General features: G+C 56.8%; 28 protein-coding genes. 5 read left to right on the top strand and 23 right to left on the bottom strand.

What is annotated here, in order from left to right; translation table 11 throughout:
- The first annotated feature begins 90 nt into the window (after nt 1-90).
- Both W822_RS36160 and tdh read left to right on the top strand, forming a co-directional pair.
- Complete coding sequence (locus W822_RS36160) at nt 91-1,293, top strand: glycine C-acetyltransferase (protein ID WP_024005549.1); 1,203 nt, start codon at nt 91-93, stop codon at nt 1,291-1,293.
- Between the two features lie 26 nt (nt 1,294-1,319).
- A complete protein-coding gene (tdh, locus tag W822_RS36155) occupies nt 1,320-2,357 on the top strand; it encodes an L-threonine 3-dehydrogenase (protein ID WP_024005548.1) in 1,038 nt (345 codons plus the stop codon).
- A gap of 18 nt (nt 2,358-2,375) precedes the next feature.
- Here the strand turns inward: tdh and W822_RS36150 are convergent, their stop codons facing one another.
- The gene (locus W822_RS36150) at nt 2,376-3,314 is read right to left on the bottom strand and encodes an AraC family transcriptional regulator (RefSeq protein ID WP_024005547.1); all 939 of its coding nucleotides are present in this window, start codon (nt 3,312-3,314) and stop codon (nt 2,376-2,378) included.
- Between the two features lie 357 nt (nt 3,315-3,671).
- On the opposite strand from W822_RS36150, the gene W822_RS36145 reads away from it, so the two are divergent.
- A complete protein-coding gene (locus W822_RS36145; protein WP_437177154.1) occupies nt 3,672-4,583 on the top strand; it encodes a tripartite tricarboxylate transporter substrate binding protein BugD in 912 nt (303 codons plus the stop codon).
- Nucleotides 4,584-4,728: 145 nt separating this feature from the next.
- Here the strand turns inward: W822_RS36145 and W822_RS36140 are convergent, their stop codons facing one another.
- From W822_RS36140 to W822_RS0123630, 19 genes are all read right to left on the bottom strand, one after another.
- The gene (locus W822_RS36140) at nt 4,729-6,429 is read right to left on the bottom strand and encodes a mucoidy inhibitor MuiA family protein (protein ID WP_024005544.1); all 1,701 of its coding nucleotides are present in this window, start codon (nt 6,427-6,429) and stop codon (nt 4,729-4,731) included.
- A gap of 141 nt (nt 6,430-6,570) precedes the next feature.
- Nucleotides 6,571-7,158, bottom strand: coding sequence for a DNA repair protein RecO (gene recO, locus W822_RS36135; protein ID WP_024005543.1), 588 nt, complete (start codon nt 7,156-7,158; stop codon nt 6,571-6,573).
- The gene (gene era, locus W822_RS36130; protein WP_024005542.1) at nt 7,151-8,074 is read right to left on the bottom strand and encodes a GTPase Era; all 924 of its coding nucleotides are present in this window, start codon (nt 8,072-8,074) and stop codon (nt 7,151-7,153) included. Before era ends, recO begins: the two co-directional genes overlap by 8 nt.
- Entirely contained in the window at nt 8,071-8,823 is a 753-nt protein-coding gene (gene rnc, locus W822_RS36125) for a ribonuclease III (RefSeq protein ID WP_024005541.1), read from the bottom strand. Before rnc ends, era begins: the two co-directional genes overlap by 4 nt.
- Complete coding sequence (gene lepB, locus W822_RS36120; RefSeq protein WP_024005540.1) at nt 8,823-9,629, bottom strand: signal peptidase I; 807 nt, start codon at nt 9,627-9,629, stop codon at nt 8,823-8,825. Before lepB ends, rnc begins: the two co-directional genes overlap by 1 nt.
- A gap of 11 nt (nt 9,630-9,640) precedes the next feature.
- Nucleotides 9,641-11,434 (bottom strand): translation elongation factor 4, encoded by a 1,794-nt coding sequence (lepA, locus tag W822_RS36115; protein ID WP_024005539.1) that lies wholly within the window; start codon nt 11,432-11,434, stop codon nt 9,641-9,643.
- Between the two features lie 220 nt (nt 11,435-11,654).
- Nucleotides 11,655-13,154 (bottom strand): DegQ family serine endoprotease, encoded by a 1,500-nt coding sequence (locus W822_RS36110; protein WP_024005538.1) that lies wholly within the window; start codon nt 13,152-13,154, stop codon nt 11,655-11,657.
- Nucleotides 13,155-13,173: 19 nt separating this feature from the next.
- Nucleotides 13,174-14,178 (bottom strand): MucB/RseB C-terminal domain-containing protein, encoded by a 1,005-nt coding sequence (locus W822_RS36105; RefSeq protein ID WP_024005537.1) that lies wholly within the window; start codon nt 14,176-14,178, stop codon nt 13,174-13,176.
- The gene (locus tag W822_RS36100) at nt 14,175-14,672 is read right to left on the bottom strand and encodes a sigma-E factor negative regulatory protein (protein ID WP_024005536.1); all 498 of its coding nucleotides are present in this window, start codon (nt 14,670-14,672) and stop codon (nt 14,175-14,177) included. Before W822_RS36100 ends, W822_RS36105 begins: the two co-directional genes overlap by 4 nt.
- A gap of 9 nt (nt 14,673-14,681) precedes the next feature.
- Complete coding sequence (gene rpoE, locus W822_RS36095) at nt 14,682-15,281, bottom strand: RNA polymerase sigma factor RpoE (protein WP_024005535.1); 600 nt, start codon at nt 15,279-15,281, stop codon at nt 14,682-14,684.
- Nucleotides 15,278-15,799, bottom strand: a complete 522-nt coding sequence (locus tag W822_RS36090) for a hypothetical protein (protein WP_155848148.1) — start codon at nt 15,797-15,799, stop codon at nt 15,278-15,280. The genes rpoE and W822_RS36090 overlap by 4 nt, the downstream gene beginning before the upstream one ends.
- On the bottom strand, nt 15,783-17,012 hold the full coding sequence (gene fabF, locus W822_RS36085; RefSeq protein WP_024005533.1) for a beta-ketoacyl-ACP synthase II: 1,230 nt from the start codon (nt 17,010-17,012) through the stop codon (nt 15,783-15,785). Before fabF ends, W822_RS36090 begins: the two co-directional genes overlap by 17 nt.
- Before the next feature lie 180 nt (nt 17,013-17,192).
- Nucleotides 17,193-17,429: an acyl carrier protein gene (gene acpP / locus W822_RS36080; protein ID WP_024005532.1), complete on the bottom strand. Its 237-nt coding sequence runs from the start codon at nt 17,427-17,429 to the stop codon at nt 17,193-17,195.
- A gap of 318 nt (nt 17,430-17,747) precedes the next feature.
- Nucleotides 17,748-18,494: a 3-oxoacyl-ACP reductase FabG gene (fabG, locus tag W822_RS36075; RefSeq protein ID WP_024005531.1), complete on the bottom strand. Its 747-nt coding sequence runs from the start codon at nt 18,492-18,494 to the stop codon at nt 17,748-17,750.
- A gap of 9 nt (nt 18,495-18,503) precedes the next feature.
- A complete protein-coding gene (gene fabD, locus W822_RS36070) occupies nt 18,504-19,436 on the bottom strand; it encodes an ACP S-malonyltransferase (RefSeq protein ID WP_024005530.1) in 933 nt (310 codons plus the stop codon).
- A gap of 25 nt (nt 19,437-19,461) precedes the next feature.
- Nucleotides 19,462-20,436, bottom strand: a complete 975-nt coding sequence (locus W822_RS36065; RefSeq protein WP_024005529.1) for a beta-ketoacyl-ACP synthase III — start codon at nt 20,434-20,436, stop codon at nt 19,462-19,464.
- A 59-nt stretch (nt 20,437-20,495) separates the two neighbouring features.
- Nucleotides 20,496-21,536, bottom strand: a complete 1,041-nt coding sequence (plsX, locus tag W822_RS36060; protein WP_024005528.1) for a phosphate acyltransferase PlsX — start codon at nt 21,534-21,536, stop codon at nt 20,496-20,498.
- Between the two features lie 102 nt (nt 21,537-21,638).
- Nucleotides 21,639-21,821 (bottom strand): 50S ribosomal protein L32, encoded by a 183-nt coding sequence (gene rpmF / locus W822_RS36055; RefSeq protein ID WP_024005527.1) that lies wholly within the window; start codon nt 21,819-21,821, stop codon nt 21,639-21,641.
- A gap of 56 nt (nt 21,822-21,877) precedes the next feature.
- On the bottom strand, nt 21,878-22,435 hold the full coding sequence (locus tag W822_RS0123630) for a YceD family protein (protein ID WP_024005526.1): 558 nt from the start codon (nt 22,433-22,435) through the stop codon (nt 21,878-21,880).
- A 109-nt stretch (nt 22,436-22,544) separates the two neighbouring features.
- Here W822_RS0123630 and W822_RS36050 point away from each other — a divergent pair, with 109 nt between their 5' ends.
- Together W822_RS36050 and W822_RS36045 are read left to right on the top strand one after the other, a co-directional pair.
- On the top strand, nt 22,545-23,147 hold the full coding sequence (locus tag W822_RS36050; RefSeq protein WP_024005525.1) for a Maf family nucleotide pyrophosphatase: 603 nt from the start codon (nt 22,545-22,547) through the stop codon (nt 23,145-23,147).
- Entirely contained in the window at nt 23,144-23,845 is a 702-nt protein-coding gene (locus W822_RS36045) for an SAM-dependent methyltransferase (protein ID WP_024005524.1), read from the top strand. The genes W822_RS36050 and W822_RS36045 overlap by 4 nt, the downstream gene beginning before the upstream one ends.
- Here the strand turns inward: W822_RS36045 and W822_RS36040 are convergent.
- The 3 genes from W822_RS36040 to msrP all read right to left on the bottom strand — a co-directional run bounded on the left by W822_RS36040 (nt 23,842) and on the right by msrP (nt 26,416).
- A complete protein-coding gene (locus W822_RS36040; protein WP_437177153.1) occupies nt 23,842-24,624 on the bottom strand; it encodes an N-acetylmuramoyl-L-alanine amidase in 783 nt (260 codons plus the stop codon). The genes W822_RS36045 and W822_RS36040 overlap by 4 nt on opposite strands.
- A gap of 114 nt (nt 24,625-24,738) precedes the next feature.
- On the bottom strand, nt 24,739-25,416 hold the full coding sequence (locus tag W822_RS36035) for a protein-methionine-sulfoxide reductase heme-binding subunit MsrQ (RefSeq protein ID WP_024005522.1): 678 nt from the start codon (nt 25,414-25,416) through the stop codon (nt 24,739-24,741).
- 16 nt (nt 25,417-25,432) lie between these two features.
- The gene (msrP, locus tag W822_RS36030; RefSeq protein ID WP_024005521.1) at nt 25,433-26,416 is read right to left on the bottom strand and encodes a protein-methionine-sulfoxide reductase catalytic subunit MsrP; all 984 of its coding nucleotides are present in this window, start codon (nt 26,414-26,416) and stop codon (nt 25,433-25,435) included.
- Nucleotides 26,417-26,428: the final 12 nt, after the last annotated feature.

The raw sequence follows: 26,428 nt of genomic DNA, 5'->3' as shown, positions 1-26,428 counted from the left end.
GCCGGGCGCTTTGGGTCATGATTGTACAATCCATCAAACGCACCTTCAGGTATCCTTGAGTTTTCGCATTGCAAAACTCAAGGAGATCCTATGCGCGAGCGCTTCCTTGCCCACCTGAGCACGACCCTCGACCACATCCGTGCGGATGGCTACTACAAGGCCGAACGTGTGATCGACAGTCCGCAGGCGGCCCAAATTCACCTGGCCTGCGGAGCGGATGTGCTGAACTTCTGCGCCAACAACTACCTCGGCCTTGCCGATGACCAGAGACTTCTGCGTTCCGCCCAGGAGGGGCTGGATCGCTATGGCTTTGGTATGGCGTCGGTACGCTTCATCTGCGGCACACAGTCAGTACACAAACAACTGGAAGCCGCCATTTCCGGATTCCTGGGTACAGAGGACACGATTCTCTACGGCAGTTGCTTCGATGCAAATGGCGGTCTGTTCGAGACCCTGCTGACAGAGGAAGACGCGATCATTTCCGATGAACTGAACCACGCCTCGATCATCGACGGTGTGCGACTGAGCAAGGCCAGTCGCTTGCGCTATCGAAACAACGACATGGCCGATCTCGAAGCTCAACTGAAGGCAGCCGAGGCGGCCGGAGCACGCTTCAAGCTGATCGCAACCGATGGCGTTTTCTCTATGGACGGCATTATTGCCGACCTGAAGTCCATCTGCGATCTGGCCGACAAATATGGTGCGCTGGTGATGGTGGACGACTCGCATGCTGTCGGCTTCGTCGGGGAGAACGGGCGCGGCACGGCGGAATACTGCGGCGTGGAAGGCAGAGTGGACATCATCACCGGGACGCTGGGCAAGGCGCTGGGCGGTGCCTCCGGAGGCTACACGTCGGGCCACAAGCAAATCATCGAACTGCTGCGCCAGCGCTCTCGTCCGTACCTTTTTTCGAACACCCTGGCGCCATCCATTGCCGTTGCCTCGATCAGGGTGCTGGCGTTGCTGCGCAGCCCGGAAGGCGCACAACTGCGTCACCGCGTGCGCGAAAACGGCGAGCACTTCCGCAAGGAGATGAGCCGGCTGGGTTTCTCTCTGGCCGGCAAGGACCATCCAATCATCCCTGTCATGCTGGGCGATGCACAAGTGGCCTCCCGCATGGCCGATGCGTTGCTGAAAGATGGCATTTACGTCGTCGGTTTCTCCTATCCTGTTGTCCCCAAGGGCAAGGCACGTATCCGTACGCAGATGAGCGCAGCGCATACCACCGAGCAGATTGACCGGGCTGTGGCCGCTTTCGCCAAAGCGGGCAAGGCCATCGGTGCGATCACCTGACTCTGTCTAATCAAGGAATCACCATCATGAAAGCACTGGCCAAACTGACGCCTTCCGTTGGTCTCACACTGACCGACGTTGAAAAGCCGGACGTCGGTCACAACGACGTTCTCATCAAGATCAAAAAAACCGCTATCTGTGGCACGGACATCCACATCTGGAAGTGGGATGACTGGGCGCAAAAAACGATCCCCGTTCCCATGCACGTCGGCCATGAGTATGTCGGCGAAATCGTCGCGGTAGGTCAAGAGGTGCGTGGCTTCCAGATCGGCGATCGCGTTTCCGGCGAGGGTCACATCACCTGCGGCTTCTGCCGCAACTGCCGCGCAGGTCGCCGCCATCTGTGCCGCAACACCGTTGGTGTAGGTGTCAATCGGCCAGGCGCGTTTGCCGAATATCTGGTGATCCCGGCCTTTAACGCCTTCAAGATCCCCGATGACATCCCGGACGATCTGGCCTCGATCTTCGATCCGTTCGGCAACGCAACGCACACGGCACTGTCGTTCAATCTCGTGGGCGAAGATGTCCTCATTACAGGCGCGGGCCCCATCGGCATCATGGCAGTCGCCATTGCGCGCCATGTCGGCGCCCGCAACGTCGTCATCACCGACGTGAATGACTATCGACTGGATCTGGCACGCAAGATGGGCGCGACACGCGCCGTGAATGTCAACCGGGAGACCCTGCGTGGCGTGATGGAAGCGCTGCACATGAGCGAAGGGTTCGATGTGGGCCTGGAAATGTCCGGGGTACCCAGCGCGTTCACCTCGATGCTGGCGTGTATGAACCACGGCGGGAAAATCGCCCTGCTGGGTATTCCACCCGCCAACACGGCCATCGACTGGAACCAGGTCATTTTTAAAGGCCTTGAAATCAAGGGGATCTATGGCCGCGAGATGTTCGAGACCTGGTACAAGATGGTGGCGATGCTGCAAAGTGGCCTTGATCTGAGTCCCATCGTCACCCACCGCTATCCGGCGTCGGAATTCCAGGCAGGCTTTGACGCCATGCTTTCCGGCCAAAGCGGCAAGGTGATTCTGGACTGGGAAGCCCTGCCGGCCTGATGCTGCATCTCATGCATCTCAGGTACAGCGATTGCGCTCGAAGCGCAGACGCCGCCGCCCTTCATCGTGCTCGTGATGGGCGCGCTCGCGGCTATGCTCGGAGCCCGAACCAGGTATGCATATACCGCTATCACGCACATACTTGCCGGGGGTCACTCCGAATGCCTCCCGAAAACGTCGAATCAAATGGCTTTGATCGACGAAACCGACACTCACAGCCACATTCGCCGCGCTGTGACCCGCGAGCAGCAGCTTGCGGGCATGAGCCAGGCGCACCGACGTCAGGTAGATGTTGATGGGCACGCCCATCTGGGCAACGAACGCCCGCATCAAATGGGGCAAGCTCAGGCCCACCATGGCGGCGATCTCGGCGCCATTGATTGGATCGCCGTAGTGGACGTCGATGAATTCGCGTGCGATGCAGACAGCCCGATTCTCGTTGCCTGCTTTTTTAATCTCCGAATCTGGGTGGGCATAGACAAAAACAGACCTCAGCGCAGCCACCAACGCTACCGCGTGATCAAGCCCGGAGTTATTTGCTGACAGGCAGCGATGCGTTTGGGTCAGGCGCCCGAACAGCGCCCTGTCATCGTAGAGCCCCACACGCATCATTCCCAATTGAATCTTTGATCGAAACGTGTCGGCGCATAGTTCCTGGATCAGGCCAGGTTGCGGGTAGAACGCACGGTATGACCATCCTTCTGTATCTGCTGCGTGTCCGGTATGCGCGATACCTGGCGGTATGAGCAGTGTGGAGCCAGCCGACGCGGTGAGGCAGCGCCCTTCTGTTTCAATTTGCTCTGCGCCCCGCTCAAATACGGCAATGACGAACTCTTCATGTGCGTGGCGGGCGAATCGGTGTGTAATACAATCTGCCTTCAACAGGTCGATGCCGCCAAGCACATTCGCATGCCAATAACGGATGGCCTCCGGCGCGTGCGGCTTCGACGAACCCATGGCTATGCACTCCTCAGTACCACTTGGGAGGTTGATCCCAATTCATTATAACGAATGCTCCAAAATGGGGCAATTTCCGGCAGGGCTGACACATCTGACGCTGCTCCCGTTGTCCGGCGGGCACCCGATCGGGCTTGCCACGCTGGCTACAGGCAAAAATATGCCCTGTTATCAGTGATTTAAGGGTAATTATCTAGTGACGACTGACGGTATCCTGACTAGACTTAGCGGCTGGTTCATACGCCAACGTTTCGATGCAATAAACACAAATACAGGAAAGAGATGCTACATACACTGAAAAACGCTCGCTTGCTCCGCCATGTGGCGCTGGCCTTTGCACTCACTGGCGGCACCGCCATGGCGGCAGATTACCCAGACCATCCCGTATCCATGATTATACCGTTCACAGCGGGCGGCCCGACAGACAACGTTGCCCGCTCTCTGGGCGAAGCGATGCAAAAGTCGCTGGGCCAGACAGTGGTCATCGAAAACAAGGCGGGCGCAGGCGGCACCATCGGCACGACGCAGGTTGCCAACGCCAAGCCAGATGGCTACGATGTCCTGCTGATGCATATCGGATTTTCGACTGCCCCGTCGCTGTATAAGCGCCTGGGCTATGACCCCGAGAAAAGCTTCCGGCCGGTAGGCCTGGTGGTCGATGTTCCCATGACCCTGGTCGCACGTGCTGATTTCCCGGCCAATAACATGAAAGAGCTGGTGGAATACCTCAAAGCCAATCAGGATAAAGTCACGCTGGCCAACGCCGGTGTGGGCGCCGCCAGTCATTTGTGCGGCACCATGCTGATGGACACGCTGGGCGTCAAACTGCTGACGGTCCCTTATAAAGGCGCCGGTCCTGCCATGAATGACCTGCTGGGCAAACAGGTCGATCTGCTGTGCGATCAGACCACCAATACCACCCAGCATATCAAAGCAAAAACGGTCAAGGCCTACGCCATTACCAGCGATAAACGCAATGCCCAGTTGCCTGATCTGCCGACCATGCAGGAAGAAGGATTCAAGGATTTCAACGTCGGCATCTGGCACGGCATGTGGGTACCGGCCAAAACACCGGATAATGTCGTCGCCAAACTGCAGGCCGCACTCAAGGACGGACTGGCAAGCCCCAAATTCAAAGAGCGCATGGATGCCCTGGGTGCCACGATCCTGTCAGACCAGGCAACGCCTGAAGCCCTGGACGCCAAAGTCAAAGAACAGATCCCCGTATGGGCAGAACTGTTCAAAAAAGCAGGTGTTCAGCCTCAGTAACCTGCCAAGCCGGCCAGAGGACAAGGCATAGGGTTTTGCCTGCATCCTCCGGGCTATGCTCCAACAGTATCAGAAGTGAAAAAAGCCGGAGTTCATCTCCGGCTTTTTGCTGCACGCCTCAATGGCGAGGGTAATCCCTCAACAATCAGGGCAATCCCTCTACATCCAGGTTTTTCGGAAACTGGACCGAGAATTTCAGAAGAACGGCACGCTCTTCTCCAGCCGCCAGCGACAGCTTTTGCGCGTAACGACCATCGCCCTTGAGCGCCAGATCACTGCCCGACGGTTCCAGGCGCTTGATATCAATTTTCTCGTCCCCGGAGACCGGAAAGCGGTCATGCAGGACCAGCTCGACAGGCTGCCCCCGGTTATTGCGAATCAGGGTTTTGTATTCATAGGTCAGACGGGTTCCGCTGCCTGTCAGACCCGTAGACTCGGTGAACCGTTGCAGCGGCTCACGCTTGACTGAAATGGCCTGATCCACGCCCAGCGCCAGCTCCAGTTCCTCTTTGGGAAAAATGGTTTTCATGTCGGACGAGGCCACAAATTCATTATCAAAGAAGGCGTTGACATTGCCGGCCAGTAGCGGAAAGTCCTTGTCGTTGTTGATTTTCACCGTAGCAAATACCGCAGCAGCCTCGGAGGGAACAAGTTCGTAGGACAGTTTGGCGGGTTCTGACAGCGTCGTGAGCGCCACGCGCTGCTGTTGCCCACCCGCTGCAATGGTCTGCTTGCCCGGCACCTCGAACGTGGTGTTGGTCGCACTGCTTTGCGGGGTGGCTGTCTCATAGCTGGCGGCATCGGCCATCTCCATGGCAGGTGCGCCGCCTTCAGCCATCGCCGACTGTCTGGCGCTCATGCTGCGCATGGGCGCGGGCATTGGACGCCGGGGTACCGCAACGTCAACACGCCAGGGTTCCAGATGCGGCAAAGCGACCCCCGTTACCGGCTGGGCGGTGGATAAGGTCAGGCTCACGTCTGACCAGTCTTCGGAGGTTTGCTGGCTGACCTGGCCAAAATATTGCAGGGACAGTTTGCCGTCGGCCGAATCGTATCGCGCGTCATAGACCGGCCGCCACGATGCACCGGGCACCACGTAGCTCAACACACTATTGACGGTTGCCGGCTTCGCGGCCCGTAGTGTCACGATGACTTTACGAGTTTCGTTTGTCCCGTTCTGATCGATCTGCTCACGACGCTGTTCCAGCACTTTACGGCGCGACAGCACCTGATCCTTTTGTTGCGCATGCTCACGGCGAGTCTGCAGGGCCCCAAGCAAGTGTTCGCCGGTAAACGACATGAGGTCCAGAAAAGCGTCGCGCGACAGCGGCGGCACATCCCGCCCCTGCACGCTATGACCATCCTGATAGTGGCGAATGAATGCGATCTGGTTATCATCCAGTTTGATCTGATCATCCAACTGCCCAAGTTGCCGATCCAGCGCTTCAATCTGGCGATTGACTTCGGTCACACCGTCAGACTGCCCGGCTTGCTGGTAGTCCGGCGTGCTGGACACATGCAGTATCTGAAGCCCGGCATTGGCGGCGTCGGCATTAAATTGCAGTGAGTTTTCGTCGATATCTGCCGGCAGGTTTGCAAAGACCAGTTCGTGTTCGCCTGCCGCGATGGACTGACTGGCGACGCGGTGAATCATCGCCCTGTCCGGATACACAATGACCCGGTCGATACGTGAGTCCGCTTTTACGGTATCGGCCTGGGCAAACGGCGCGTGCAAGGCAAGCAGCAGCGCGCTCGCGACCAGCGAGGGGCGCAGCAGCAAGCGCGCTTGCGCCTGAAGAGGGTATGCATATTTTCTGCAAGGATGCAGGTCGGGCTGCTCGGTCATGGATCATCTCCGCAAAGTCATACCTGGCATCATAACCGAGGTTGAAGCCGCGGCAAACCCGTATGGTTGCAGTATGTCCAACCTGGCTCCTGTCTGCGTTTTGGCGGTCTGCGAAAAGACCGACTCAATACGGTAACCGGCTCAATATTGTTTAAGCGATAGCAGGACATTGCGCGTCATCAACGGCCTGGCTTCCAGGTGCTCATCTATACGCTCTCGCAACATGCGCCGCAACTCGGGTTCGCTCGCCGGTTCATCAAAATCGGGTTTGTTGCCAGGGACCCCGTAACCGGTTTCCTGCAATAATGTCCATTCAAAGCGCCGCAGTGAACCCGAGGCGCGCTCGCCTACGGCCAATTGCTGCAGCGCCTGACGATAGGCGTCATACAGTTGCGGATGGGCATCTTCGCCCGGCAGCAGCCGAATCAGCAACTCATTCATATACCAGGCCGACATCATGGATTTGCCGGACAGGCCATGCAGGCCGGCGAGTTCGGCACGCGTCAGGGTCTTGACCTCGCCCTGACCCGACCAGGATACCGACAACGGCTCAAAAGCGGACAGCACCGGACGCAACACTGAATACGGCCGTTTGGCACCCTTGGCCACGACGGTTATGATGCCGTGCTCCCGGGCAAACAGCCGGGCAATCACAGAGGTTTCACTCCAGGCCGTCGCCTGCAACAGATAGGCGCTGGTCTCCTGCACCCGACTGCTTTGTCTACTCATATCCCAGATCGCGCAGGGCACTTTCCTTTTCAGACCAACCCTTGCGCACCTTGATATAAATTTCCAGGAAAACAGGCTTGTCCAGCAGCGCTGAAATATCCTGGCGCGCTTCTGTGGCAATGCGTTTCATATGCGTGCCTTTAGCGCCAAGCAGAATCGGCTTGTGACTCTCACGCTCTACCACCACACACGCGGCAATACGCGCAGCCTGCTCGTCTTCGTCCCATTGTTCGATGACGACGGTACAGGCATACGGCAATTCGTCACCGACCAGCCTGAAGATTTTCTCGCGAATCAGCTCGGCTGCGATAAAGCGGATCGGCCTGTCAGTGAGCGCATCTTCTTCGAACATGAATTCGCCTTCGGGCAGTCGCTGCTCGATTTCGGACAACAGGGTATCCAGCTGCACCCCTTTGACCGAACTGACGGGTACAACGGCATCATAAGAAAATTTACCCATGATGTGGCCGACGAAATCGAACAGATCATTCTTGCTCTTGAGCATATCGATTTTACTGATGGCCAGAATGCATTTTTTGGAAGCTGGCAGCAAAGGCACGATCTGTTCATCACCGGCAGACCATTTCCCGGCCTCTACCACATGGACGATGACATCCACATCGGCCAGCGCCTGCGTGACCACACGATTCATCATGCGATTCATCGTACCGCCATGGCGGGTCTGAAAACCCGGCGTATCCACAAAGACAAACTGCGTGTTATCACGGGTCAGCACACCATGAATGCGATGACGGGTGGTTTGCGCCTTGCGCGACACGATGGAAATTTTGCTGCCGATCAATGCATTGGTCAATGTCGACTTGCCCACATTCGGACGGCCGACCACGGCGATAAATCCTGTCTTCGCAGGGCCGGCTGCTTCGGCACCAGCGGGCATATTGGGTTCCTGGCTCATTTTTTCTCCTGCTCAACGGCAACCGGCAACGTCAGTTGCGCGACTTTTCGTACGCGCTTTTTTGCGCCTGCCTTGGGCAGGGCCGTTTCAAGCTTATCCAGCATCTTGCGCGCAGCGGCCTGCTCAGCCGCACGCCGACTGCTGCCGCTGGCCTGGCTTCGCAAATCCAGTTCTGCGATATGGCATTCCACTTCAAACTGCTGATCGTGCGCGGCCCCGGTTGTGGCGACCACGTTATAGACCGGCAAGGCGAATTTTCGCCCTTGCAATACCTCCTGCAGCAGGGTTTTGGCATCCTTGCCCAGCGTGTTGAAATCCACCGAATCCAATAACGGCTTGTAGAGCCCTTCGATCACCGTTTGTACTGACGCTACGCCACTGTCCAGATAGATCGCCGCAAAAATGGCCTCCAGCGCGTCGGCCAGAATAGACGGGCGACGAAAGCCCCCGCTTTTGAGCTCGCCTTCACCCAGTCGCAGGAACTGCGGCAATTCAAGCCGATGGGCAATGTCGGCCAGCGTCGCCTGCTTGACCAGGCTGGCCCGGATTCGTGACAGATCGCCCTCGTCTTCCCGTTGCAAACGATGAAACAGAATGGCCGCCACGGTGAAATTGAGGATGGAATCGCCGAGAAACTCGAACCGCTCGTTATGAGTCGCACTGTGACTGCGATGGGTCAGCGCCTGAACCAGCAGGCGCTGATTTTTGAACTCATAGCCAAGCAGACGTTCCAGTCTTGAGAGATTCATCACTTGAACGAGCCTATGCGACCCAGGTCGCCAAAATTCATCCAGATAAAGAAGGCCTTGCCGACAATATTGCGATCGGGCACAAAGCCCCAGTAGCGACTGTCTTCACTGTTGTCGCGATTGTCGCCCATCACAAAATATTGTCCCTGTGGCACCGTGCAGCGAAAATCCGCGCCCTGATACTGGCAGTTTTCTTTTCCGGGGAATGTAGTCATGCCCAGCAAAGCGCCCATACCCGGCATATTCAGGATCGCATGATCGTGATTACCCAGATTTTCTTCAAGCGCCTCGGGCGAACCACTTTGCTGTGACGGGTTCACATAAGGACCCACGCGCTTGACAGGCACGGCCTGCCCGTTGATGGTCAGGCGTTTGTTCTGATAGACCACTTCGTCACCCGGCACACCCACCACGCGCTTGATGAAATCCATGTCGGGATTGACCGGATAGCGAAACACCATCACATCGCCGCGTTGCGGTGTGTTGATCGGTATGATTTCCTGGTCGATGATCGGCAGGCGGATGCCATACGTAAATTTGTTGACCAGAATCATGTCGCCATTCTGCAGCGTCGGCAGCATGGAGCCTGAGGGAATGCGGAACGGCTCGAACAGGAACGAGCGCAGTACGAACACAAACAGGATGACAGGAAAAAAACTCAGTGAATATTCGATCCACCAGGGACGATGCGCCTGTTCGTCGGCGCCGTATTCGGCCACACGCCGCTTGCGAAAAATCAGGGCATCGAACAATTTTATTACACCTGTGATAACCAGCAATATAAACAGGATTAACGCAAAATTCATCTTCTACTTCCTTATTTATCTTCAACCTGAAGGATGGCCAGGAACGCTTCCTGTGGAATTTCCACACTGCCGACCTGTTTCATTCGTTTCTTACCGGCTTTCTGTTTTTCCAGCAGTTTTTTCTTGCGTGAAATATCACCGCCATAACATTTGGCAAGCACGTTTTTGCGCAGAGCCTTGACGTTTTCACGCGCGATAATTTCGGCTCCGATGGCCGCCTGAATGATGACATCAAACATTTGACGCGGAATCAGGCCGCGCATTTTCGTGACCACTTCGCGCCCGCGATAACGGGCGTTGGAGCGATGTACGATCATCGACAGGGCGTCAACCTTGTCGGAGTTAATCAGCAGATCGACCCGCACGACATCGGCCGAGCGGTATTCCAGAAATTCATAATCCATGGACGCATAACCGCGCGAGACCGACTTGAGACGGTCAAAGAAGTCCAGCACGATCTCCGCCAGCGGAATTTCATAGACCAGATGCACCTGACGGCCGTGATAGCTCATATTGATCTGGTTGCCGCGCTTGGCGATACACAAGGTAATGACAGCGCCGACATATTCCTGCGGCATGAACAGCGTGACCGTGACAATGGGTTCGCGTATGTCCGCGATCTGACCGACATCCGGCATGCGCGATGGGCTCTCGATCGTGAGCACTTCCCCGTCATTACGCTCGACTTCATAAACCACCGAAGGCGCGGTGGTGATAATGTCCATATCGAATTCGCGTTCCAGGCGTTCCTGCACAATTTCCATATGCAGCAATCCGAGGAATCCGCACCGGAAACCGAAGCCCAGCGCCTGCGATACCTCGGGCTCGAACATGAGCGCTGCGTCGTTAAGTCGCAGTTTTTCCAGCGAATCGCGCAACTGGTCATACTCGCTGCTTTCTACCGGATACAGGCCTGCAAAAACCTGCGGTTTGACTTCTTTGAAGCCCGGCAGCGGCGCGGGGGCCGGTTTGCTGGCCAGCGTGATCGTATCGCCGACCTTGGCACTGGCCAATTCCTTGATCCCGGCGATAACAAAGCCCACTTCACCGGCTGACAATTTGTCACGCGGCTCTGATTTCGGAGAAAAGACCCCCAGTTGCTCGCACAGATGCGTAGCGCCTGTGGCCATGAACAGGAGTTTGTCCTTGGGCTTGAGTACGCCATTTTTGATGCGCACCAGCATGACGACGCCCACATAATTGTCAAACCACGAGTCGATGATCAACGCCTGCAGCGGCGCTTCTGGGTCACCCTGAGGTGCGGGCACCTTGGCAACGATCATTTCCAGGATGTCGTCAATGCCTTCGCCGGTCTTGGCACTGGCCTTGATGGCGTCACTGGCGTCAATGCCGATCACGTCTTCAATTTCCTTGCGTGCCTCTTCGGGCTCGGCCGAGGGCAGATCCATTTTATTGAGCACCGCCATGACTTCCACGCCGAGTTCGATCGCGGTATAGCAGTTGGCCACCGTCTGCGCTTCGACGCCCTGGGTGGCGTCGACCACCAGCAAGGCACCTTCACAGGCGGACAGGGAACGGCTGACTTCATAGGAGAAGTCCACGTGTCCCGGCGTATCAATCAGATTCAGATTGTAGATTTTGCCATCGCGGGCTTTATAGTGCAGCGCTGCAGTCTGCGCCTTGATGGTGATGCCGCGTTCCCGCTCGATATCCATGGAATCGAGCACCTGCTTGGACATCTCCCGATCGGCAAGGCCGCCGCAGCGGTGAATGAGACGATCCGCCAGCGTAGATTTGCCGTGGTCAATATGGGCAATAATCGAGAAATTACGTATATGTTGCATAAAAAGTGCAAAAGTGCAGTGTCGGCGACAACCGGAAAAGCGTACGCGCCAGCTCACCACAATAAGGATGCCAATGGCATCGGAAATGGTTTTTGGCTGCAGATCCTGCACCCGGACAGCGGCGGGGCCAAATTGAAGTCGGCCAGCCGGTCACAGCGGTACAGACTCAAAAAAGGGACGCATCAAGCGCCCCTTTTGGCCTGCATATCGTATTGTAGCCTTATTTTGCAGGTGTTACGGGTACCCACTGGGTTAAATTGTCACGCCGGATCAGCAATGCCGCGGCTTTGCCTTTTTCCAGCTTATCGACGATTTCGCCAAACTGCTTGACATCCTTGACGTCCTGATTGTTCAGGGCAAGAATCACATCACCCGGCTGAATGCTGGCTTCCAGGGCGGCACCCTTGACATCCTTGACCAGCACCCCCCCCTTGATGCGCATTTTGCTTTGCAGTGAAGAAGGCACTGCTTCGACAACCAGGCCCAGGCGATCGGCGCTGCCGGCCTGTTCACCGGGTTCCGTGACGCTGGCGGTGTCGGACGATCCACTCGGTATTTCGGCAACCTTGACATTCAATGTCTCGTATTTGCCCCGGCGCCAGACTTCCAGAGGAGAGTCGGTATCAGGTTTGGTTTGACCCACCAGACGCGGCAGGTCAGACCATTTCTTCACTTCTCCGCCATTGAATTTGGTAATGACATCGCCTGCCTGAACGCCGGCCTTGTCGGCAGGGCCACCCTGCTCCACATTGCTGACCAGCGCACCGGCCGCCTTGGGCAGACCAATTGCCTTGGCAACCTCTTCACTGACTTCGCCAATCTGCACGCCGATGCGGCCACGGGTCACTTTACCGGTAGATTTGAGCTGGTCGACGACACGCATGGCTTCGTCTATCGGTATGGACAGGGAAATACCCATGAACCCGCCGCTTTGCGAGATGATCTGGGAGTTGATGCCGACTACTTCACCCGACAGATTGATCAGTGGCCCCCCCGAATTACCCGGGTTGACAGCCACATCGGTCTGAATGAACGGCAGATATTCGCCGGTATCACGATTGATGGCGCTCACGATCCCCGATGTCACGGTCGAATCCAGTCCGAATGGCGAGCCAATGGCCAGGACCCACTGTCCTTTCTTGAGCGTATTGGAATCGCCGATCTTGAGAGTGGGCAGATTCTCGGCCTGGATTTTGATGAGCGCAATATCGGTGCGCTTATCGGTACCGATGACTTTGGCCTGGTATTCACGGCCATCGTTCATGGTCACGGTAATTTTGGAGGCGCCATCGACCACATGATTATTGGTCATGATGTAGCCGTCTTTGGAAATGATAAAGCCCGAACCCACGCCACGCGGCACGGTGCGCTCTTCATCGCCGCCCCGGGGCGAGCGGGGACCGCGGTCACCACGCGGCGGTACGAAATCGGGGCCAAAGAAAAAGCGGAACAAATCGTCGGGCGAATCGCCCGGACCAAAGCCCTGGCTTGAACGGGCAGAGACTTTTTCCATCGTGCGGATATTGACCACCGCATTTTCGGTGGCTGCCACGATGGAAGTGAAATCAGGCAGCGCCGTGACGGCTGTGGAGGTCGGTACCGGCGCGGCAGGTGTGCTCTGCGCAAAGCCGCTGTATGGCAATATGATGCCAGCACTGCCCAGCCCGATCATTGCGGCAACGATCGCAGTCGTTAACGGTTTTTTGACCTTGTTATTCATGAGTTTCCCTTTTCAGTATTTACTGTTTTGAAACAGGTTGAATGAATTTAGTTGAAACGGCCAGATCTTTCAGTGTCATCAACGGGATGGCGCCGATGGCTGTGAGCCAGTAATCATCAATACGCTGACGAAATACATTCATCGACCCCACCCTGGCATCTCCTTGATTGTTAAAGGTTTTCTCAGAATCCTTCACTCTCTGGATAAATACCGAAATGGACGACAGACCGTCTGTAAGTATTAGTTGCTTTACGTTCTCTTTAGTTCCTTTGGGGCGAACGATACTCATGATGGGGGTGAAACCTGCCGGGTACCGGATACGCCAGCCTTCCTGCGGCAGATCAACCATCACCGGTTTCTGCTCTACCTGCTTCCAGTCCGTCGTGTCCAGAGGCGATTTCAATCCCGCCGTATCGACATCGCTGCCCAGGGACAAACCGGTAAAGGTAACCTGTTCGATGACCGCGCCCTGCCCGTCAACCGTCTGCGATTTCAGCAGCAATCGGGACTTGGCATCGGCGCACAGGCGAAAACCATAGCGGTCGTCCACTCGTGGCATCACTTCAATCACGTCGCAGGCGCGGCCCGCAACACGGCTATTGCCCTTTTCGGCGCGCACGTCGTAATACTTATCGACGTTGTCCACCGGTCCCAGCAGCAAGGCCGGGAAACGGTCTTTGCGCGGTTTGTCGATGACCACCATTTTTTTGGCCGGAATCAGGCTTTTCACCACATTATTATTGCGCAGGTATTCCTGGGCATCGCCGTCGAGCACTTCAAGGCGTTCCTTGACGCCTTCGCCGTCCACGACATGCGTCACGCGCGAGGTGATCATGACATTGCCCTGCTGGTACAGGAACGTGCCGCTATAGTCGGTAGTTTCTGCAGCAGTCTGGATCTGCATCAACAGCTGCGCCGGTGTCTGGGCAAAAGCCGGTACGCAGGGTACGACGGTCCAGCAGGCAGCCAGCACAAAGCGCCGCGGACGTTCAAAACGGGACGGCAGCCAAGGCTTGCTGATCACTGCGCATCCCCAAGGTCATATGAAACGTGTCGCACCGGGTACGCCCCGACCATCTGGCTGTGCGCAGCCACGTAATCCTGAAACTCGTTACGTGCCATCTCGGCAGGAACGGTGGATGAGCTGACCGCCAGCGCAGGCGCGACCGGTGGCGCCGATTCCTGCTCATAGGGGGCATTGAACCAGACAACCGCGGCGACAGCGGCTGCAGCAGCCACACCAGAGGCGCCCCAGCGCAAATAACCCCGGGTCGGGGCGGCATGATGCGTCCGCTCTGCCGCCACCAGTTTGCTGATGCGGGCATTGAACAGATCGGACGGTTTGATGGCCAGATGTTCGTTGCGCATGACATCGCCGATCAGATGGTACGTATCCCAGGTCTGGCGCCCATAGGGCGTATCCATTCTGGACGCGTCAAACGCGTCGCATTCGCCATCGACCATTTCAGAGATGGTTTCGTTCCAGTCTTTCGCAGGAAGAGTCAGTTTGTTTTCCATATGTATTCCTTACCAGCGGCGATCCGTAGCCTGTCCCAGGACAGGCTTGAGTTTTGCCGCGATGGCTTCCCGGGCCCGGAAAATTCGGGAACGCACGGTTCCCACCGGGCAAGCCATTGCCTGTGCTATTTCTTCGTAACTTAGCCCTTCAAGCTCCCTGAGCACGATTGCCATACGCAAATCGTCGGGTAACGTTTCGATTGCCTCGTTGACTGTCCGAACGATTTCCTGCGTCACCATGCTGGATTCGGGTGTTGCAATATCTATAAGATTGTCAGAATGGGAAAAAGTTTCACCGTCTTTGTTTTCCAGCGTATCGGGATAGCTCAGCTTGCGGTCCGTCGAGGAAAGCCAGTTGCGTGCCGTATTGATGGCAATCCGGTACAGCCAGGTGTAAAACGCACTTTCACCCCGAAATTGGGGGATGGCACGATAGGCCTTGATAAACGTTTCCTGGGCAATATCCTCGACTTCGCTCTGGCTGCCGATCATACGGGCCAGCAGTCCCATGACCTTGCGCTGATACTTCAGCACCAGCAGATCGAAGGCCTTTTTGTCGCCGTTCTGGACCCGCTGCACCAGCTCCCAGTCAACTTCGCGCTCGCTCATATGGCCACCCTGCCCCCTGCGCTCCTGGTATCGACCCAGCGGGCCGATAGAACCAGTACGCGAAAACGCCGCCAGACGTCGGGCGGCTGCCCGATGGACCAGACAGTGACCGTATCGGCAGGTGTGTGGGGAAAATAGGGATCCTGCAACGACAGCGTCAGCCAGAACGGCCCCTGCCAGAAACGCTTCAGAATACGAACGGCCCCGCTATCGGCGGGCATGGTCGTTTCCATCGCATTCTTGGGTGAAGCCGGCACGGCGTTGCGCCAGTACCGGTAAAACCCGTTGGGGCCGACCAGCAACTGCCCGCCAGTGGTATTTCGAAGAGCAGCGCCCTTGCGTTTGACGGCCAGACATAGCGCGGCCAGCACGAACGCGGCCTGGGAGCCGGCAATGCAGAGCATCGCAACCACAGCCAGCCCGCCGCGCATATACGCTATAAAACCGGGCTGGCCAACGTGAAGTCGGACTTGCCAGTGCCGGTTCAGGTCGTTCTGCAAATCAGACCCGTTTGACAATCATCGACCCGTTGGTGCCGCCGAATCCAAAGGAATTGGACAACGCCACATCGATTTTCATTTCACGCGCCGCATTGGCGCAATAGTCCAGATCACACTCCGGATCCTGGTTGACCAGATTGATCGTGGGCGGTGAAACCTGATTGTGAACGGCCAGTGTGGTAAAGACCGCTTCAATGCCGCCGGCTGCACCAAGCAAATGGCCGGTCATCGACTTGGTAGAATTGACTACGGTCTTGTAGGCATGCTCGCCCAGCGCCAGCTTGAGCGCGTCGGTTTCGTTCTTATCGCCCAGCGGCGTAGAAGTTCCATGCGCATTGACATAGTCCACCTGGTCGACGTTGATCTTGCCGTTTTTCAGGGCATTCAGGATACCGCGGCGAGGACCGTCACGGTCAGGCGCCGTAATATGGTGAGCGTCGGAACTCATGCCGTATCCGGCAAATTCACCGTAAATACGGGCACCACGAGCCTTGGCGTGCTCATATTCTTCCAGCACCAATACACCTGCGCCTTCACCCAGGACAAAGCCATCGCGATCCACATCCCAGGGACGCGAAGCCGCCTGAGGATCATCATTGCGTGTCGACAGCGCGCGCATGGCGGCAAAACCACCAATGCCCAATGGCGAAACCGTGGACTCGGCACCACCGGCCAGCATGACATCGGCATCGCCATATTCAATCAGCCGGGCAGCATCGCCAATGGAATGCAGACCCGTGGTGCAGGCAGACACCACCGCGTAAGTGGGGCCCTTGAGCCCAAGCATGATGGAGACCTGACCGGAAATCAGGTTGATCAGGGAGGCCGGAACAAAAAACGGCGAAATACGGCGTGGGCCCTTGGCCAGGTATTCCGTCTGCGTCTCTTCGATGCGTTGCAGACCACCGATACCGGAACTGACAATCGCACCAATGCGCTCGGCATTCTCTTCAGTCACGGTCAGACCGGCATCATTCCAGGCATCGACACTGGCGGCAATACCATAATGGATAAAGGTATCCATCTGCTTGGCTTCTTTGGCAGACAGGTATTTGGTCACGTCAAAGTCTTTGACCTCGCCGGCGATTTGCGCATTGAACCCGGAGGCGTCGAAGCGTGTAATGCGGTCAATGCCGGAACGGCCGCTGACAAGATTATCCCAGGCCTGCGGGACTGTATTTCCGACCGGGGACACAATGCCCAGTCCGGTGATGACAACGCGTCTTTTCACGGTTGGCTCCTACCCTTCACTGAAGTAAATATGTATGAATCAAAACCCAGAAATAAAAAAAGGGCTTGGAAAAAGGTTTATGCCGCCTGTATCAGCAACGATACCGGCGTGAGCCACTTTCCAAAACCGCTTTTTTTATTGCAACCGGAGTGCTCTCGCTTACCGGCTGACTCGCACAAATCAGGCTTTGTGAGAGTTGATGTAGTCAACAGCCTGCTGAACGGTTGTGATTTTTTCAGCTTCTTCGTCAGGAATTTCGGTTTCGAACTCGTCTTCAAGTGCCATGACCAACTCAACCATGTCCAGTGAATCTGCACCCAGGTCGTCAAGAAATGAAGACTCGTTTTTGATTTCTGCTTCATTTACACCAAGTTGTTCAGCGACGATCTTCTTGACGCGTTGTTCGATGCTATCCATGTAAATCTCCAAAGGGGGAAAATCCCGCAATTTTAGCCAACTACAAACCGATTGCAAAAGGCTTTATGTGAAAAAAATATTTTAGCCAAACTGGTTTCTTAAAACCATAAAACTAAAATACAGTTCAAAAATAAACAACTGCTCTTTTACGTATCCTGCATTTTAGTGAAATTTCAGGTCCGTATAAGAAAAAAAACCCTGGCATCTCAAATTACCCTGTTCTGCGCCCCAGTAGCAGCGCAATTACAGTTGAAATAACTCTGCCTCTTTTCACGCCAGCCGCCCATCACCTTCGCTACGGGCGGTCGGCAGGCTGGCTTACTGCATAAACATGCCACCATTGACGTGCAAGGTCGTGCCCGTGATGTATCCGGCCTGGGGACCCGCCAGAAAGGCCACGGCATTGGCTACATCGGCCGGCTGACCCAGGCGGCCCAGCGGGATCTGTCCCAGCAGCGCTGAGGTCTGTTCATCGCCCAGCGCACGGGTCATATCGGTATCGATAAACCCCGGCGCCACGCAATTGACTGTAATGTTGCGGCTGCCCAGCTCACGCGCCAGGGCGCGTGTCATGCCAGCCACGCCTGCCTTGGCCGCTGCATAATTGGCCTGACCGGGGTTGCCCGCAGAGCCGACAACCGACGTGACATTGATAATGCGACCGGCACGCGCCTTCATCATGACCCGCAATACACCGCGTGAAAGGCGGAATACCGAATCCAGGTTGGTGCCGATCACATCGGACCAGTCTTCGTTTTTCATGCGCATGGCCAGACCGTCGCGGGTAATGCCGGCATTATTCACCAGAATATGCGGCCCGCCCTCTTTGCCCAATTCGGCCAGCAATGCATCGCAGGCCGCCGCATCGGTCACATTGAGCACCACGCCCCGGCCGTTACTGTCCGACAGCATCTCTGTGATTGCCTGCGCGCCCGATTCTGACGTTGCCGTTCCCACAACCGTGGCACCGCGACGGGCCAGCTCCAGCGCGATAGCCTTGCCCAGCCCGCGACTGGCGCCTGTGACCAGCGCAATTTGCCCGGAAAGTTCTTTCTGTTCTGACATGCCTGTTCCTTAAGCGTTAATTTGTTCCAGTGCGGCATCCAGGGATGCCTGATCGTAAACGGAAACGGTGACCAGTTCCGGCTCGATACGTTTGATCAGTCCGGCAAGCACCTTGCCCGGGCCACATTCGACCACATGCGTGACACCCTGGGCTTTCATTGCCCTGACCGTTTCCACCCAGCGCACCGGATGCCACGCCTGGCGCACCAGCGCGTCGGCAATGGCCTGTGTGCTATCGGCGATGGCGACATCGACGTTGTTGATGACATCGGTATCGGGCATGTTCAGCGTCAGCTCATTGAGTGCTTTCTCCAGCACGGCTGCCGCCGGCTCAAGCAGACGGGAATGAAATGGCGCAGACACGGGCAACGGTAACGCACGCTTGGCCCCTTTTTCTTTAGCCAGAACGCAGGCACGTTCGACTGCATCCTTGTGCCCGGCAATGACCACCTGTGCCGGCGCATTGAAGTTGACCGCTTCGACAATGGTGTCGCCGCTGGCCTCCTGGCAAACGGCCAGCACAGTGTCGTCATCCAGGCCCAGAATGGCCGCCATGCCGCCGGTGCCGACAGGTACCGCTTCCTGCATGGCGCTGGCGCGAATGCGCACCAGGCGCACGGCATCTTCAAGCGTGAATGTGCCGGCAGCCGTCAAGGCAGAATATTCGCCCAGGCTGTGGCCCGCCATAAACGCCGGTTTGGCACCGCCGGCTTGCCGCCAGGCTTCGTACATGGCAACGCTGCAGGCCAGCATGACCGGCTGCGTGTTGACCGTCAGATTGAGTTCCTCGGCAGGGCCCTGTTCAACAAGCGCGCCCAGATCCTGATCCAGCGCAGCAGAGGCGCGCTGCATGACCGCCGCGATGACGGGATTTGCGCCCCAGCCGCCGAGCATGCCAACTGTTTGTGATCCCTGTCCCGGAAATACGAATGCAAGTTTCATGGTTTTCTTTGTTGATGTAAAAATGTTAGATGCGGACCAGTACCGAGCCCCAGGTAAACCCGCCGCCGACGCCCTGCATCAGCACCAGATCACCCTTTTTGATACGCCCGTCGCGGCGCGCTACATCAAATGCCAGCGGTACGCTGGCCGCTGAGGTATTGGCGTGCTCACCGACGGTTGCCACGACTTTTTCTTTCGGAATACCCAGCTTGCGCCCCAGGAAGTCAATAATACGGATATTGGCCTGATGAGGCACCATCCAGTCGATTTCGCTCACCTGGACATCCGCTTTTTCGCACACCTGACGAGCCGATTTGTCCAGGACGGTGACGGCCTGCTTGAAGACGGACTGACCATCCATGCGCAGGAAAGGATCGCCGGTGACCTGGCCATTTTCAATGCGTCCCGCCGTATTCAGAATCGTGTGCAGGGAACCATCGGCATTCAGTTGCGATGCAAGAATGCCTGGTTCCTCGCTGGCCGTCAACACCACGGCACCCGCCCCGTCTCCGAAAAGCACGCAGGTACCGCGATCATTCCAGTCCAGAATGCGGGAAAACACTTCGGTGCCAATGACCAGTGCGTTGCGGGCATTGCCGGCCCGGATAAAGCTGTCGGCAGTCGCCAGCGCGTAGACAAAGCCGCTGCATACCGCCTGCACATCAAACGCGGCGCCGCCTTTGGCGCCCAGTCTGGCCTGAATCAGGCAGGCCGTGCTGGGGAAAATAAAGTCGGGTGTGGAAGTTGCGACAATAATGAGATCAATCTCGCTGGCCGCGATACCGGCATCGGCAAGCGCCTTTTCGGCCGCCAGAAAGCCCAGCTCGCTCGAGGTCACGCCAGCGTCGGCCAGATGGCGCTGATGAATACCGGTGCGAGTCACAATCCATTCGTCAGACGTCTCCAGCCCCCGCTGAGCCATTTCTTGCGCAAGCATCGTGTTTGTGACGCATTTTGGAGGCAAGTAGCTGCCCGACCCCACGATGGTTGAATAAGTCATGTATGGCTCCGAAGACAAAGAATTGAGTAAAGCAGGCAATTTTATAATTTTTACGGGCTTTATGCGCTGCTTTCGTTATTTTTGGAGCGAATGAGCTGACTGATCTGCTGAACAGAGCTGGAGGTTTTTTGAAGTAATTTGCTGGCAACGGCTGTCCGGGCGCGCTCCAGCGCGACCGTATAGGCGTAAATATCGGCCGAACCGTGACTCTTGATGACCACGCCGCGCAAGCCCAATAGCGCAGCACCATTGTAATTGCGCGAGTCGACTCCATTGCGAAAGCGATTGAGCACGGGCCGGGCAACCAGGCCGGCGGCCATGGTGAACGGATTGCGCATGAACTCGTTCCGGATCATGCTGGCGATCATTTTGGACAGGCCTTCGATGGACTTGAGTACAACATTGCCGACAAAGCCGTCGCAGACGACCACATTGGTGGTACCCTTGAAAATATCGTCGCCTTCGACATTGCCGTAGAAATTGAGGTTGCTGGCACGCAATAGCTCGGCCGCTTCCTTGACGACATCATTACCCTTGATGGCTTCCTGCCCGATATTGAGCAGCCCGATACTGGGGTTGTCGATATGCTCGACCGATTGCGACAGCGCCGCACCCATGATGGCGAACTCCAGCAGGTGTTCTGCCGTACAGTCGACGTTGGCTCCCAGATCCAGCATGGTGGTGGCACCCCCAAGCTGATTGGGAATGGCCGTCGCAATGGCCGGCCGGTCAATACCATCCAGGGTTTTGAGTACGTAGCGTGAAATAGCCATCCATGCGCCGGTATTGCCCGCTGAAACGCAGGCATCGGCACGATCTTCCTTGACACAGGAAACGGCCACACGCATGGAGGAATCTTTTTTCCTGCGCAGCGCTATATCGACCGGATCGTCCATGGTAATCACTTCGGATGCAGCGACGATCTCAAACTGGGCCGGATTGGCCGGCGCAGCCTGTTTGAGCGCAACCTCTAGCTGATCGGGCAAGCCAACCAGTAAAAATGAGGTGTCAGGAAACTTCGCGGCGACCTGAACGGCCGCCGGCACAGTGACGGGAAGGCCGTGATCGCCCCCCATACAATCGATTGCAATTCTGATCACGATAAATAATATTTCCGTAACGGTATTAGTGAGCCGGGGTTAACGCCGTTCGCAGGATACCATACCCGCAGACGCCCCTACCCTTACCGACTAAACAGAGAATTATTCGTCGTTTTTTGTTTTCAGAACTTTGCGGCCACGATAAACGCCGTTAGGGCTGATGTGGTGACGCAAGTGCAATTCACCCGTTGTTGGCTCGATGGCTGTAGGGGGTGTTGTCAGAAAGTCGTGCGAACGGTGCATACCGCGCTTTGAAGGTGTCTTTTTGTTTTGCTGAACGGCCATGATGACTCCGATAATAAAACTGCATAACCCGAAAATTATGCAGGAAATAGGTTAAGTTACTGCTTCTTTAAAGCTGCCAGCGCCGCGAACGGCGATGGTTTTTTGTCTGCCCTGTCAGGCGATCCCTGATCCTCATACTGCACGCATGTATATTCATGCCTGGGTATGTAGGGCAGACTCAGAATAAGTTCGTCTTCCACCAAATCCAGTATTGGCTGGCTCTGCTGAGCCAGAATACGGTCGGGCGCGTCGATATCCAGATCTTCTGTGTCGGTATCCTCGTCCAGGGCCGCCTGATTGGTAACCACCTCGAGCTGCACGCTGCTTTCGACCTCATAGACAAAAGGTTGCATGCAACGCTGGCAGACCAGAACCGGCCGGGCGCTGACATCCAGATAAAGATAACGTTTGCCGTGCTGCGTGCGCTCTCCGCGAACAGACCAGCGAACCTGGCCATCTGCCGGCGACTCGCGACTTTCCGTATTCACAGGCAGAACCTGAGTTGGCAGCAGATCTGCCGCCCGTGAAAATGCAGACAGCGGCGTCTGGCCGCTTTGCTCTGCACCGCGGGAGACAAAATCCAGCACGTCAATCACAGGATGACTGGGTTTCATATAAATTCGATTACTCAGGTTTCACTGCAGGTTTTTTCACCGCAACCCACACAATCCCCGGAAAACATAAGATAATAACTTGTTCGTATCTGATAAGTCAATGAAAACCATGTCATTTTCCCCTCCGCGTCTTATTCTCGCGTCATCCTCAGTCTATCGCAAGGCCATGCTGCAGCGCCTGGGACTGCCATTTGAGACCTTTTCGCCCGATCTTGATGAATCCCCGCTGCCAGATGAAACACCAGCAGCCCTTTCCCAGCGACTGGCCCTGGCCAAGGCGCAACATATTGCCCAGCAACATCCAGGCGCCCTGGTAATCGGCTGCGATCAGGTGGCAACACATGATGGCCAGCCTATCGGCAAACCGGGCTCGTATGAAGGCGCCCTCGCGCAATTGCGTGAATTGTCCGGCAAGGAAGTGCAATTTCACAGCGCCCTGGCGCTAACCGACGGTGAACGCCAGGTGGTTGTCGATGTGATTACGCGTTGTGTCTTTCGCGACCTGACAGACGACGAAATCGCCCATTATCTGACTGTGGAAAAACCCTTCGATACCGCCGGCAGTGCCAAGGCCGAAGGGCTGGGCATCAGCCTGATGGCCGCCATGCACAGCGACGACCCCACGGCCATTATCGGATTGCCCCTGATCGAACTGTGCCGCCAGCTGCGCAGCTATGGCGTCAATCCGACCCTGCAGGCGCAAGTCTTATGATCGACGTCCTGCATCTGCTGCCCGTCAGCCTGGGCGCCGCCCCCGTGGAACGCTGGCTGCCCGCCGAGGCGCGGCAACGAGCCAGCACCCTGAAGACCTATATTGCCGAAAACGCCAAAACCGCCCGTGCCTATCTGAAGCAGACCGGCACCGAGGGCGCCATTCAGGACATCACCATCCATACTCTGAGCGCCAAAACATCGGAATCGGACATGCGCCGCTGGCTGACCGAAACATCAGGCGAGATGGGCCTGGTGTCCGAAGCCGGCTGCCCCGCCGTGGCCGACCCGGGCGCCCGGGTGGTCCAACTGGCGCACCAACTGGGCATTCGCGTGGTGCCCTGGGTAGGGCCGTCTTCGATCCTGCTGGGGCTCATGGCCAGCGGCCTGGATGGCCAGCGCTTCACCTTCCACGGCTATGTGCCGATTGCGCCGGCTGAACGCAGCAAACAACTCAAGACATGGGAGCAGCTGTCCGCGCGCCATAACCAGACCCAGCTGTTTATTGAAACGCCCTATCGCAATATGGCCATGTTCGCCACGCTCCAGGAGAGCCTGAATCCAGGCACCCGACTGTGTATTGCCCGGGCGCTCACAACATCAGACGAATGGGTCCAGACCGATACCATCGCCGCCTGGAAAAAGCGCCCTGCACCGGATCTGGACAAATACCCCACGCTGTTTCTGTTTCTGGCCTAAGGGGTGGACGCCGGAAAATGACGCGCCAGGTCTTGCGCAATCGCCACGGTTTCGCTATCTGTCTGGCCCGTGTAGTTTGCGGGACGGTAGTGCATCTGAAAGGCACTAATAACCTGCCGTGTCTGCGCATCCCACACGCCGCTTTGCGCTATCGGATAACCGATGCGTGCCAGCAGCGACTGGATATAAGCTGGCGAACCCAGTTCGACGGCCGTGACCTGGGGAATGCGCTGCGTCACGGCGTTTTCGTCGTACCAGCGGCCCAGGCCCTGCCGCGCCAGTTCGCGCCAGGGAAAAGCCGGCCCCGGATCCGTCTTGCGCAGTGGCGCAATATCGCTATGCGCAACAATATTCCAGGCATTTACATGATGCCGCGACTGGACATCACGCAACAAGGCCGACAGCGCCCCGATCTGGGCCTTTGAGTATGGCGCCCAGCGGGTACGGGTGCCGTCCAGCGGCCCCGGGTTGACCAGTTCAATGCCGATAGAGGTTGCATTCAGGTCCCGATAGCCGAACCACTGGCTCTGCCCGGCATGCCAGGCGCGACGATTTTCATCGACAAGGGAATAAATCCGGACCGGCTCGTCGGTAATCAGATAATGTGCACTGACCCTGTCCCGGGTAAGAATTCGCAGGGAGTTTTCGTTATTTTCCGAGGTGTAATGCAACACAATAAAGCGCACGCGACTATCCTGGCCTGCGGCATGGTGTGATCGATCAATCGGCGGGCCACCAGCACACCCCGCCAGCCAGGCCAATGTGGTCACCCAAAACAGCAACCAGCCTCGTCTTCCCATGCCCAATCCCTTAAATGAGCCGGATCAGCTCAGGCTGGTTCGCGCTCGTCGTTGTCATTCATCATCGCCGTTAGCCCTGGCGCCCTCATCTGCCTACGCTGCTGCCAGCCGGCGCGCCCGCCAGGCGCGCGCAATACGCCACAACAACAATATCACCAGCAGCGTACCATAGAGGATAGGCTCGGAAAAGTCGTTCTTGCCGGCACGCATCAGCCAGAAATGGATGATTCCCAATACACCAATCGCATAGATGCATTTATGCAGCCGGCTCCAGTTTCTGCCCAGGCGGCGCATCCACCCCTGGGTCGAGGTCAGCGCCAGCGGCAACATGAGCAAAAACGCCGCCATGCCCAGAAAAATAAAAGTGCGATCCAGCACATCGGTAATCATGGATGAGATATCCATATTACGATCCAGCACCACCCAGGTCAGCAGGTGCAGCACGACATAGAAAAACGCGAACAGGCCCAGCATGCGTCGTATACGCACCAGGGCCGGCTGATCCAGCAATTGCCGGATCGGCGTGACGGCCAGGGTCAGCAGCAGCATGACCAGCGTCCAGAATCCCGAGGACCGGGTGATGAACTCCACCGGGTTGGCTGTCAGTCCGTCGTTATATCCCAGGTAAAACCAGCGCAGAAACGGCAGCAGACAGAGCAGAAACAGCAAGGGCTTGACCCGCCCCACCTGCGCCGCGGTCCAGCGCCGGCGCATTGTTGCCGCCGATCGCAGGCTCGCCGACCCCCGGGATGATTTGATTGATTCAGACATGCACGCCCTCCCCTGCTCAATAATTGGCTCGCAGATCCATGCCGCTATACAGCGAGGCGACCTGCTCGCCGTAACCATTGAACTTCAGGGTCGGCACCTTGGGATCGAAAAAACCGCCTCCGATCACACGCTCATGTGATTGACTCCAGCGCGGGTGCGGCACATCGGGGTTCACGTTCCCATAAAAACCATATTCTGACGGCGCAATGGCGACCCAACTGGTCTGCGGCATGGTTTCGGAAAGCACAATTTTGACAATGGATTTGCCCGATTTGAATCCATATTTCCAGGGAACGATAATACGCAAGGGCGCGCCGTTCTGATTGGGCAGACGCTTGCCGTACAGGCCGAAGGTCAGCAACGTCAGCGGATGCATGGCCTCATCCATGCGCAGGCCCTCCCGATAAGGCCAGGGAATAATGCGATCGCGCAACCCCGGCATGGCCTCGGGCTGCATATCGGTAATGAACTGGACAAATTTGGCCTTGCTGGTCGGCTGCACCTGCTTGAGCAAAGCCGACAATGGATAGCCGACCCAGGGGATGACCATGGACCAGGCTTCGACACAGCGCAGCCGATACACCCGCTCTTCCTGCGGGGCAAGCTTGACCAGTTCGTCCAGATCGAAAGTGCGGGGTTTTTCTACTTCGCCACTGACCTGCACCTGCCATGGCGAGGTGCTCATCTTGCCAGCGTAATCCAGAGGATCGCCCTTACCCGTCCCGAACTCATAGAAATTATTATAGGAGGTGACATCTTTTTCAGTGGTCAGTTTGCGATCGATTTTTGCCGCCGCATATTCAGGATTGGCTTGCATACCGGCAATCGCAGGCAAAGTATCTGCCGCAGCAGAACCGGGCAGTATCGCCCCCAGACCGCCCAGTCCGGTACCCGCCGCCAAACCGGCCATCTGCTGCATCCATTGTCGGCGCGCACGCCAGACAGGTTCCGGGGTAATCTGGGAAGAAGATATATATGGGTAGCGCGGGCGTGAGGACATGCGGAACTCCTG

It is taken from the genome of Advenella kashmirensis W13003, assembly GCF_000506985.1.
Lineage (GTDB): Bacteria > Pseudomonadota > Gammaproteobacteria > Burkholderiales > Burkholderiaceae_B > Advenella > Advenella kashmirensis_A.
This window is presented reverse-complemented; position numbering and strand designations above follow the sequence as displayed.